Source organism: Hamadaea sp. NPDC051192 (genome assembly GCF_040682475.1).
Classification (GTDB): domain Bacteria; phylum Actinomycetota; class Actinomycetes; order Mycobacteriales; family Micromonosporaceae; genus Hamadaea; species Hamadaea flava.
In genome coordinates, this window is sequence record NZ_JBFBAZ010000008.1 from 42,034 (window position 1) to 51,723 (window position 9,690).

At 70.2% G+C, this 9,690-nt stretch carries 9 protein-coding genes; 2 read left to right on the forward strand and 7 right to left on the reverse strand.

All coding sequences use genetic code 11. The annotated features are described in order from the left end of the window. Positions 1-10: 10 nt before the first annotated feature. Positions 11-2,203: an MMPL family transporter gene (locus AB0M47_RS05440; RefSeq protein ID WP_363408794.1), complete on the reverse strand. Its 2,193-nt coding sequence runs from the start codon at positions 2,201-2,203 to the stop codon at positions 11-13. Positions 2,204-2,313: 110 nt separating this feature from the next. On the opposite strand from AB0M47_RS05440, the gene AB0M47_RS05445 reads away from it, so the two are divergent. Further along, entirely contained in the window at positions 2,314-2,913 is a 600-nt protein-coding gene (locus AB0M47_RS05445; protein ID WP_363408797.1) for a hypothetical protein, read from the forward strand. Here the strand turns inward: AB0M47_RS05445 and AB0M47_RS05450 are convergent. Beyond that, positions 2,900-3,484: a DUF4291 domain-containing protein gene (locus AB0M47_RS05450; protein ID WP_363408800.1), complete on the reverse strand. Its 585-nt coding sequence runs from the start codon at positions 3,482-3,484 to the stop codon at positions 2,900-2,902. The two genes, AB0M47_RS05445 and AB0M47_RS05450, sit on opposite strands and share 14 nt — an antisense overlap. 163 nt (positions 3,485-3,647) lie before the next feature. Between AB0M47_RS05450 and AB0M47_RS05455 the strand changes: the two genes are divergently transcribed. Then, positions 3,648-5,675 (forward strand): AAA family ATPase, encoded by a 2,028-nt coding sequence (locus AB0M47_RS05455; protein ID WP_363408803.1) that lies wholly within the window; start codon positions 3,648-3,650, stop codon positions 5,673-5,675. Positions 5,676-5,724: 49 nt separating this feature from the next. Here AB0M47_RS05455 and AB0M47_RS05460 read toward each other — a convergent pair whose 3' ends face one another. From AB0M47_RS05460 to AB0M47_RS05480, 5 genes are all read right to left on the reverse strand, one after another. Then, entirely contained in the window at positions 5,725-6,108 is a 384-nt protein-coding gene (locus AB0M47_RS05460; protein ID WP_253751183.1) for a Rid family detoxifying hydrolase, read from the reverse strand. Further along, positions 6,105-6,557, reverse strand: a complete 453-nt coding sequence (locus AB0M47_RS05465; RefSeq protein ID WP_363408808.1) for a RidA family protein — start codon at positions 6,555-6,557, stop codon at positions 6,105-6,107. The genes AB0M47_RS05460 and AB0M47_RS05465 overlap by 4 nt, the downstream gene beginning before the upstream one ends. A gap of 143 nt (positions 6,558-6,700) precedes the next feature. After that, positions 6,701-7,843, reverse strand: coding sequence for an N-acetylmuramoyl-L-alanine amidase (locus tag AB0M47_RS05470; protein ID WP_363408811.1), 1,143 nt, complete (start codon positions 7,841-7,843; stop codon positions 6,701-6,703). Positions 7,844-7,893: 50 nt separating this feature from the next. After that, positions 7,894-8,646 carry a polysaccharide deacetylase family protein gene (locus AB0M47_RS05475; RefSeq protein ID WP_363408816.1) on the reverse strand — a complete coding sequence of 251 codons (753 nt, stop codon included), beginning with the start codon at positions 8,644-8,646 and terminating at the stop codon, positions 7,894-7,896. Further along, positions 8,643-9,506 (reverse strand): glycosyltransferase family A protein, encoded by an 864-nt coding sequence (locus AB0M47_RS05480; protein ID WP_363408819.1) that lies wholly within the window; start codon positions 9,504-9,506, stop codon positions 8,643-8,645. Before AB0M47_RS05480 ends, AB0M47_RS05475 begins: the two co-directional genes overlap by 4 nt. Positions 9,507-9,690 lie beyond the last annotated feature (184 nt).

Consider the following 9,690-nt stretch of genomic DNA (forward strand, 5'->3'; position numbering starts at 1 on the left):
GGAATTTCTATCACGATCTTATAGAAGTACCTAATGCACCGCGCGTACGCCGCCGCTCCAGGTAGCGTCCGGGCCACTGGGCGGCCGACCCGATGACGGCCAGCAGCGCCGGGGCGAGCAGGGAGCGTACGACGAAGGCATCGATCAGAATGCCCGTGGACAGCGCGAAGGCCAGCTCGCGGAAGGGCCGCAGCGGCACGAGCGCGAGCAGGCCGAAGCTGACCGCGAGGGTCAGTGCGGCGGCGCGGATCGCCCGCGCGGACTCCGGCAGCGTCACCGCGAGCGCGTCGCGTAGCGGGCGGCGGCGGGCCTCACGCCAGGCGGGCCCGATGCCGAAGATGTTGTAGTCGGAGCCGAGCGCGACCAGCAGCACCGCCGCCGCGAACGGGACGTAGAAGGTGATCCCGTCGTTGCCGAGCCAGTCCTCGAACACCCGCGTCGTCAGACCGAGCGTCGCGAGGATGGCCAGCACGCTGCACGCCAGCAGCGCCAGCGGAGCCGCCAACGCCCGCAGATACAACGCGAGGAACAGCAGGTTCGCCACCAGCGCCGCGAGCGCGATGCGGCCGAGGTCGGCCACGGTCTGATCCACGATGACGTCCGCGACCGCCGTGTCGCCGCCCAGGCTGAGGCGCGCATCGCCGAGTCCGGCACGGTCGGCCAACGCGGGTAGGTCTGCCTGCAGTTGGGTCACCGTCTGGATCGCGTGCGCGCCGAGCGGCTCGTCGGACAACACCACCAGATAGCGGGCCGCGCTGCCATCCTTCGCCTCGAACAAGGGGCGTACCTGCTCGATCAGGCGGTCGTCCGGTCCGACGACCGCCGCGACGCCCGGCTCGTGCGCGAGCGCGTCGCGCAGCCGGGCCAGTTCGGCCGTCTTCCCGGTGACGCCCGCGCCCTCCACCAGCACTTCGGTCGGTGACAGGATGCCCTCGGCGAATCCCGCCTCGGCCTGCTGAGCGGCTTGGCGGGCCGGATGCGTCGCGGGCAAAGCGTCCACAAAAGACACGCTGAGCGTCATGTGCCGCACCGGCAACGCCGCCCACAGCAGCCCGCCCACACAGGCGACGAGCACCACCACCGAGAAGCCGGGCCAGGTCAGGGTGCGGGCCCACCAGCCGCGCGGCTCGCGTACCGCTTTCGGCCGCCGCCGCGACCGCCCCGGCGCCCACAGCACCGCGCGCCCGAGGATCGCCAGCAGCGCGGGCACGAGCGTCACCGCCACCACCATGCCGATGGTCACCGCGACCGCCAGGCCCGGCCCGAACGCTCGGAAGGTCGGCGTACCGGCCACGATCAACGCGCCCGTCCCGGCCGCGGCCGTCGCTCCCGCGGTCATGATGATCGGCGAGAACCGCGCCGTCGCCAGCCGCGCGGCGGACAGCCGGTCCATGCCGTCATCAAGGTGTACGCGCAACGCCGAAACGTAGAACACCACATAGTCGGTGACTACCCCGAGCAGCAACGCGACCAGCAACGGCTGTGTCTCCTGGGGAACCGCGACGTCGAAGCGCTCCGCGAGCGCGCCGCCCACCCGCAGCGTGATCACGATGGCCAGGCCCGCCACGGCCAGTGCTAGCACCGGCGCGACCACGGAACGGAAGGCGAACGCCACGATGACGAACACCGCCGCGACCGTCGCGACCTCCAGCCAGGTCAGCGAGGACAACACGATCCGCCCCTGCTCGACCCGGGCGGGCACCGAACCGGTGACCCCGACGACGTGATCCTGCGGCCCGTAATACTTCGCCACGAACTGGTCGGCCGCGTCGACCTGCTCGGCCAGACTCACATCGGGCCTGGTGAACAGGTACGTGATGATGGTCGTGCCGTCCTCCCGCGATCCGGGCAGCAGCTTCTTCTCGTTGGTGATCGGCACCGCCGCGAGAATCGGCTGCACATCGGCGTACTGGCCCTCCGTGACCGCCCGGGCGCGGGACACCGCCTTGGCCTGCACGTCGAGCGGCAGCCCACGCGGATCCCGTTGCACCACGGCGACTCGGCTCAGCAGCGGAAAGCCGAACTTGTCGTAGGACCGCACCTCGGTCTGGACCGCCGGGTTGCCGACCGAGACGAGCTGGCTGAGATCCTCCCCGCCCTGCCCGACCGCCGGCAGCAACCGCACCGCCGCGATCGCCGCGACCACCCAGAACGCCACGACCAGCCAGCGCAGGGCGACCAAGACCCAGGCGTAGACCTTCATTCCGCTCCCCTGCCGCTCGCCCCGTTCCGATGTGCGCGGCCGGTACCCACGCGGCCTCATCCCGGAAACCCCGCCCTGGGCGCGACCGGCAGGCCGTCTAGATTGGAGGGATGCAGCGCACGCCGCCGGACGAACTGATCGCCGAGGCCGCCCAGAATCCGGGCGGCTACGTCTACGAGATCGACGGGGAGATGATCGGCGATCCCGACGGATACATTCCGCCGGAGGCGATCCTGGGCGCCTGGGAGGTCGGGCCGGACGGCGTACTGACCGGCGAGTACGAGCCGAACGAGGAGCACGGGCCGCCCCAGGACGACTTCAGCCACCTGACCGAGGCGGATCACTGGCTCGACTGGATGGGCGAAGACCCCGCTGCCGCCATCCGCGAGTCGGTCCTGGAAGTGTTGCAGGATCAGGTGCCGGACGCGTCGCTGCGCTGGATGAAGATCGTCGCCGAGCCGCGCTTCCTCACGGCGGGCCGGCCCGCGCCCGACGATCCAGACAAACTGATCGTCACCCGGGCGGCGCTCGCGCTGTCGTTCGGCCTGGGCGTCGACTCCGGCGACAGCTACGAGATCCTGTGGGGCGTGTTAAGCGTCGCCGTCGTCGGCCTCGACGAGCCGGCCGGCCGCAGCCGCGTCTGGTTCGACCTGTGGGCCGACCTCGACGAGGCCGAGGCACAGCTCCCGGACCGCATCAGCGGCTTCTGACCGCCTCGGCCGGGACGTACGGGCGCTCGGCGGGGAGCATGTCGCGGGCCTCGTCGAGGCCGCCGCCGCGGATCATCGCCCGGATCGCCTGGCACTGCGTCGTGATGTCGTCGATGCCGAGGATCCAGTCGTCGGTGAAGCGGCGTACGGCTTCGCCGGAGAGGCCGACCTGGATCGCGCGGTGCGGCAGCGGGCGCAGGTGCAGGTCGCGCTCGGGGTCCCACTGGATGCGGACCGGCGCGCGCAGCGACTGCTTCCATTCATCGCGGTCGCGATGAATGCCGGGCTCGTAGCTGCTCAGCGCGCTGTTCGCGAGCGCCCAGTCGAACCCGTCGCGGCGGATGCGGATGGCGAGCACCCGTTCCTGACCGGCCTTGCCGGCCCAGCCGCAGCGGTACATCATCCATAGGAAGGATGGCTTGATCCAGGTCATCCGGTCTCGCTTGAAGCCCGGTCCGAAGCGCCCGGAGAGGGCGGCGGGCTCGGCGATCGCCGGGCTGTACGCCTGGTAGACGGTGATCGTGTCGTCGTCGTGCAGCGCCCGGATCTGCCGGGCGGGAGTCTCGTTCATAACGAGGGCAAGGTATCGATCGGAAAATCGGTTGAGCCTCCGAGTTTCGCCGGGATAGGCTCCTCCGCCGCAATCGAGGCGAACCCCTCGCAGCGTACGCACGCTGAACTGAGGACGGGCGTGACTGCCGGCTGAATCATCACGACTAGGGATGGACTTCAGCATGGACGAGAGCACGGAGATCACGGCGGAGCAGGCGTATCTGGCGCACGCGCGGGGCGCGTTGGACCGGATGCGGCAGGACGTGCTGGACACGGAGACCCCGGAGTTCGTGTCCGGCACCGACGAGGTGTGGTTCAACACGATGTACCGGATCGCCCGCGCCCAGCGGGGCCGGGATCTCGTCGATCTGCCGGACGTCCCGCTGTTCTTCGGCCGGCTCGATTACGACCCGGGCACGGTCTTCGAGGATTCGGCCGGCGGCGAGGACCGCGTCTATGTCGGGCGGCGGCACGTCCGGGACAACGACGGCACTCCGCTGGTGGTGGACTGGCGGGCACCGGTGTCGATGCCGTTCTATCGGGCGACGCCGAAGGACCGGCTGAGCGTGGTCCGGCGCCGGCGCTATGGTTTCGCTGAAGGTGCGCTGCTCACGGCGTATGAAGATGAGATTCTGGGGAGCGGGGCCAGCGGACCGGGCGCGTTGCTGGCCGCGGAGATCGAGCGGCCACGGTCTGGGCCCATGCGCGACATCGTCGCGACCATTCAGCCCGAGCAGGACGAGTTGGTCCGTGCGCCGCTCCAGCCGAGCATCTGCGTGCAGGGCGCGCCGGGGACCGGCAAGACCGCGGTGGGTCTGCACCGGCTGGCTTACTTGTTGTACGCGGAGCCGCAGCGGCTCGGCGCGGGCGTGCTGGTGGTGGGGCCGAACCGGTCGTTCTTGTCCTACATCCGGCACGTCCTGCCGGCGCTGGGCGAGGTGTCGGTGGGCCAGAAGACGATCGACGAGCTGATCGAGCGGACCGTGTCTGGTGTGGACACCCCGGACGCCCTGCTCGTGAAGGGCGACGCGCGGATGGCCGAGGTGCTGCGGCGGGCGTTGTGGAGCCATGTGTCGCTGCCCGGCGAGGATCTGGTGTACGTGCACGGCTCGACTCGGTACCGCGTCGGCCAGGGCCGGATGGCGCAGATCGTGAGCGAGATGCAGTCCGTACGCTATGCCGCCGGGCGGGACGGCGCGGCGCAGCGGATCGCGGGCCTGGTCGTGATGCAGATGGAGCGGCGGGGCGCGACGCCGGACGACCGGGAGGTGGCGGCGGTCGCCCGGTCCAAGCCGGTGAAGGGGGTCCTCGATGCGGTCTGGCCGAAGCTGACTCCCGAGCAGGTACTCTTCCGGCTCCTGTCCGACGCGGAGTTCCTCGCCGCGTGTGCGGCGGATCTGCTCGACGAGCAGGAGCAGGCGGCCGTGCGGTGGGCCAAGCCCGCTCGCTCGGTGAAATCGGCCCGGTGGTCGGCGGCCGACACGGTGCTCCTCGACGAGCTGGCCGGGCTGATCGACCGGGTGCCGTCGCTGAGCTATCTGATGGTGGACGAGGCGCAGGACCTCAGCCCGATGCAGTGCCGGGCGCTCGGCCGCCGCTGCGGCAACGGATCGCTGACCGTGCTGGGCGACATCGCGCAGGGCACGAGCCCGTGGGCGGCCGGTGACTGGCCGTCGCTGCTGGCCCATCTCGGCAAGCCGGACGCGGAGGTCGCGGTGCTCGACCGCGGCTTCCGGGTGCCCGCCGCGATCATCGAGTACGCCGCCCGGCTGCTGCCCGCCATCGCTCCCGGGCTCGGCGTGCCGACCTCGGTCCGGCGTACCTCCGGCGCGTTGGAGGTGCTTCCGGTGCCCGCCGGCGAGCTGACCTCGGCTGTCGTGGACGCCGGTAAGGCACGGCTGGCCACCGAAGGCTCGGTCGGCGTCATCGCCGCCGACTCGGACATCGCCGCCCTGCACGCGGCGGTGACGGCGGCCGGGCTCGACACCGCGCTCGTCGGCGTCGACGAGGACGCCTTGGAGTCGGCCCGGCTGGTGTGCGTACCGGCGGGGTTGGCCAAGGGGCTGGAGTTCGACTCGGTGATCGTCGTCGAGCCGGCCCGGATCGTCGCGGCCGAGGAGCGCGGGCTGCAGCGGCTCTACGTCGCGTTGACCCGCGCGGTCAGCTCGCTTCAGGTGCTGCACGCCGAACCGTTGCCCGCCGGGTTGTGAGCGGAAGCGGCGGCTGAGGCGCCGGGTGGTGTCTCAGCCGCCGGCTGGGCTACAGGACGGCCAGTGCGTCGATCTCGACGAGCATGCCCGGGGCGAGCCCGACGAAGACCGTGGTCCGGCTGGGGAACGGGGCTTGGACGAACTCCTGGTAGACCTCGTTCATCGCCGCGAAGTGCTCGTGGCTGGTGAGGTAGACCCGCATCATGATGACGTCGTCCATCGTGGCGCCCGCGGCGGCGAGCACCGCGACCACATTGGTGAGCGTCTGGCGGGTCTGTTCGGCGACGCCGCCTTCGACCAGTTGGCGGGTGGCCGGGTCCAGGCCGACCTGTCCGGCGACGGCGACCGTGTTGCCCTTGCGGACGGCCTGCGAGTAGCTCGCCGCCGGGCTGGGGGCCTGGTCGGTGGAGTACGCCACCTTGTCCTGGCTCATCGGACCTTCACCACCATCTCGACCTCGACGGCCCAGTTGAACGGGATGGTCATCCCGACCGCGCTGCGGCTGTGCTGCCCGGCCGGGCCGAAGACCTCCCGGAGGAGGTCGCTGCACCCGTTGACGACCGCGGGCGTGTTGTCGAAGTCCGGGGCGACGTTCACCATGCCGAGAACCTTCACGAACTGCTCGATGTCGTCGAGCGAGCCGACGAGCGAGCGGATGGCCCGCAGATTGTTCAGCGCGCACATTCGCGCGGCCTCGTACGCCTCCTCGACGGAGACGTCGGCGCCGACCTTGCCTTTGATGTCCTTGCCGTCCCACGAGGAGATCTGACCCGAGGTGAAGATCAGATCACCGACCCTGGTCGCGAGCGCGAACTTGCCGTTGTCGAGTTCGATGGGCTCGATGATCAAGCCCATGCCCTTCAGCGTCTCTTCGTAGGACACAGTCATCCCCTAGGTACGGTGAATCTTCGCTCTGCCGACGCATTGAACCACGCTGTGCAGCGCGGATGCGAGGTAGCGCGGCGTGTCCTGCGGATCTTGTGACGAGGTTGCCGGGCGGCGCGATCACCGCCCGGCAACACATGTCAGTACTGGAATGCCTCGCGGACGGCGCCGCCGACGACGGCGCACCAGGTGGAGAGGTCGACCTTGCCGTTGGGGTGCAGCCCGTGCAGGCGCTGCATGTCCTGGACGGCCTTCATCGTGACGTGGTCGTACTCGCCGGTGACGAGGACCTCCGGCCAGCCCTTGCGGTTGAGCATGTACTGCACCGCGCTGACCGGCAGGCCGGTGGCGTCCTTCTCCAGCTCGACGACCAGCGCCTCCCAGGTCGCCAAGGTGAAGGTGGCGTCGGCGTCGACCGGGATGCCGTTGGCCGCCTGGAACGCCCCGACGGCCGCGACCGTGGCGGAGCCGAACGCGCCGTCGGTGGGCACGGCGTACCCGTGGTGGTTGAGCAGATACTGACCGACCTGCACGATCGGGCTGTTGACGAACCGCCAGATGTCGGGCCAGCGCCGGTCCGGGATGTCGGCGTGGGCGGAGCCCATCGCTTCGGCGACCCGGGAGCGTACCGAGGGGAACAGCTTGTAGAACTCGATGCCGGGGCAGTCGGTGAACCGGAAGTCCCAGTGCCCGAAGATGTCCCAGGCGTGCAGCCCGAACCGCTGCGAAATGGCTACGCAGAGCCGCACCAGCGAGTTCAGCAACGCGTCCGGCGGCACCTCGGTGATGTAGGTGCCCTCGTTCTCGATGCCGATCGCGTTGCCGTTCTCACCCGGGCAGTGCGCGGCGACGACCTGGTGGTCGCCGGCCTCGAGCCGCTCGAGGCTGCGGTGGCGGCCTTCGAGGACGTAGCCGCCCCGGCTGACGGTGAAGTGCTGACCGGTGTCGGCCCAGCCGTTGCCGTCCATGTGCAGGTCCTGGCAGTCCCGGGCGAGCTTGACGGCCTGCTCCCGCGAGTAGTCCGTGACGTTCGGGAACGCCATGTGGTGCAGGATGATCTTGTTGGTCGTGTTGTTGGTCAGCTGGATCGTGCTCGACGGCGGCCGGGCGCCCCACGAGTCACAGTCGATGATCCAGGGGAACTCGCTGCTCGGGGCGGCCGCGGCGGGCGTACCCGTGGCCAGCTCGGTGCCGACGACCGCCACCGCGGCCAGGCCCAGGCTGGCGCGCAGGAGCGTACGCCGATCCACTTCGGAGATCGCGTCGGAGATGTCGTGTGCCATGAGGACCTCTTGGGGGCGAGGGTGGCAGATTTCTTCTTCTTGCCACAGGCTCACGAAGAATATTTGCGCTCCGCACTCCCCGCAAGACCCTGGTAGGCGGACACCCCCAGCAGCTTGTCGACGGTGACAAACTTGTAACCTCGCCGGAGAAGACCGTCGACGGTCTCGCGTACGGCGCGCACGGTCTCGCCGCGGTTCCCGCCGTGGCCGTCGAATCCGTCGTGGAAGATGAGGATCGATCCCGGACGCGTCTTCGCCACCGCCCGGCGGCCCATGCGTACGCCGGAGGGCTGGAACACCTCCAGCGCGTGCCCGAACTCCCCCGCCACCGGGTGCAGATCGCGCCGGCGCAGCATCCGCAGCAGCCCCGGATGCCGCCAGAGCCACGGCGTACGCGCCAACGCCGGAGTGTGGCCGGTGACGTTGGTGAGGATCTGCTGGGTCCGCTCGACCTCCCGCTCGTACGCACCCGGCCGCAGATAGGTGCCGAACCGGTGGCTCAGCGAATGGTTGCCGACGACGTGCCCGGCGGCGATCACCCGCCGGACGACGTCCGGATGCCGCTCGACGCACTGTCCAACATGGAAGAAGGTGGCCTTGACTCCCCGATCTTCGAGGATGTCCAGGATCTCCGAGGTGTACGGCTCGTTCGGCCCGTCGTCGAAGGTCAGCGCGACCACCTTGTCCCCGGCCGGGGCGCGGTGCGGGTAGGTCCGCGCCGTCGGCCCGAACGGTGCCATCAGCAGCCAGTACGCCGCGCCCCCGAACGCGACGACCAACAGCACGGTGGCGAGGACGATCACCGGGTCTCCCGCCCGGCCAGCACCGGCGTCGCCGCGACGACGGGAGCCATCGCGGCAGCGGGAGCTGCGGGCCGCAGCGCAGCCGGAGCGGCGGGCTGGGCGGGCAGTGCCGCCTGGAAGGAGCCGTGCTCGTGCCGGAACGCGGGAGCCGAGCCGAGCACCCGCCGCCCGGCGATCCGGTTCACGCCGTAGGTGAGCAGGTAGTGCACGGGAAGGCTGACGAACACGTTGTAGGCCAGGCCCCGGGTGAACCGCCGGCCCGAGGTGAACGTCGGGTTGGCGTGGGCGTACAGGACCCGGCCCTGCTTGCGCAGCCTGCGCAGCTGGTCCAGCTCGTCGCCGCCCTGGGTCAGATTGGTGTCGTAGCCGGTCCAGGCGTCGCGGCGGAACGCGATGTTGGTCGCGCTGGCGTACATGGCCCGGCCGGTCAGCTTGTAGACGCCGTTGACCGCGCCGAACAGCGTCCGGCCGTACACCCGGCCCCAGCGCGGGCCGTCGGCGTACTCGCACGGGCCGACGACGGCCACGACATCGTCCCCGGTGCGGAACTGGGCGTCGATGCGGCTGAGCCAGTCGCGACCGTACACGGTGTCGGCGTCGGCCGAGACGACGATCTCGCCCCGCGCTTCGAGCGTGCCACGCTGCCGGGCGTTGCAGACGCCGGGCATGGGCTCGGTCACCACCCGCGCACCGAGGTCGCGGGCGATCTGCGCGGTGTCGTCCGTGCAGTTGTTATCGACCACGATGACCTCGAAGCCGCCGTCGAAGTCCTGCTTCTGCAGCGACAGCAGCGCGTCGGCGACGTAGCCGGCCTCGTTGAAGCACGGGATGACGACGCTGAACCTGATCTTCTCTGCCATGCGGTTCAGTCTTCGGCGTCGGGGCCTGCCTGAACCATCAGGAGCTCCCCCGAGTTGGACGTGGGGTTATCCCCCGTAAGGAGCTGCGCTCAGCCCCAGATCAACCCCGCTACCCAGGCGAGAGAACCCGGCCGGTGGGGTGAACGACTCAGGGCGACCTGAGTACCGGCGCTCATGACCGGGC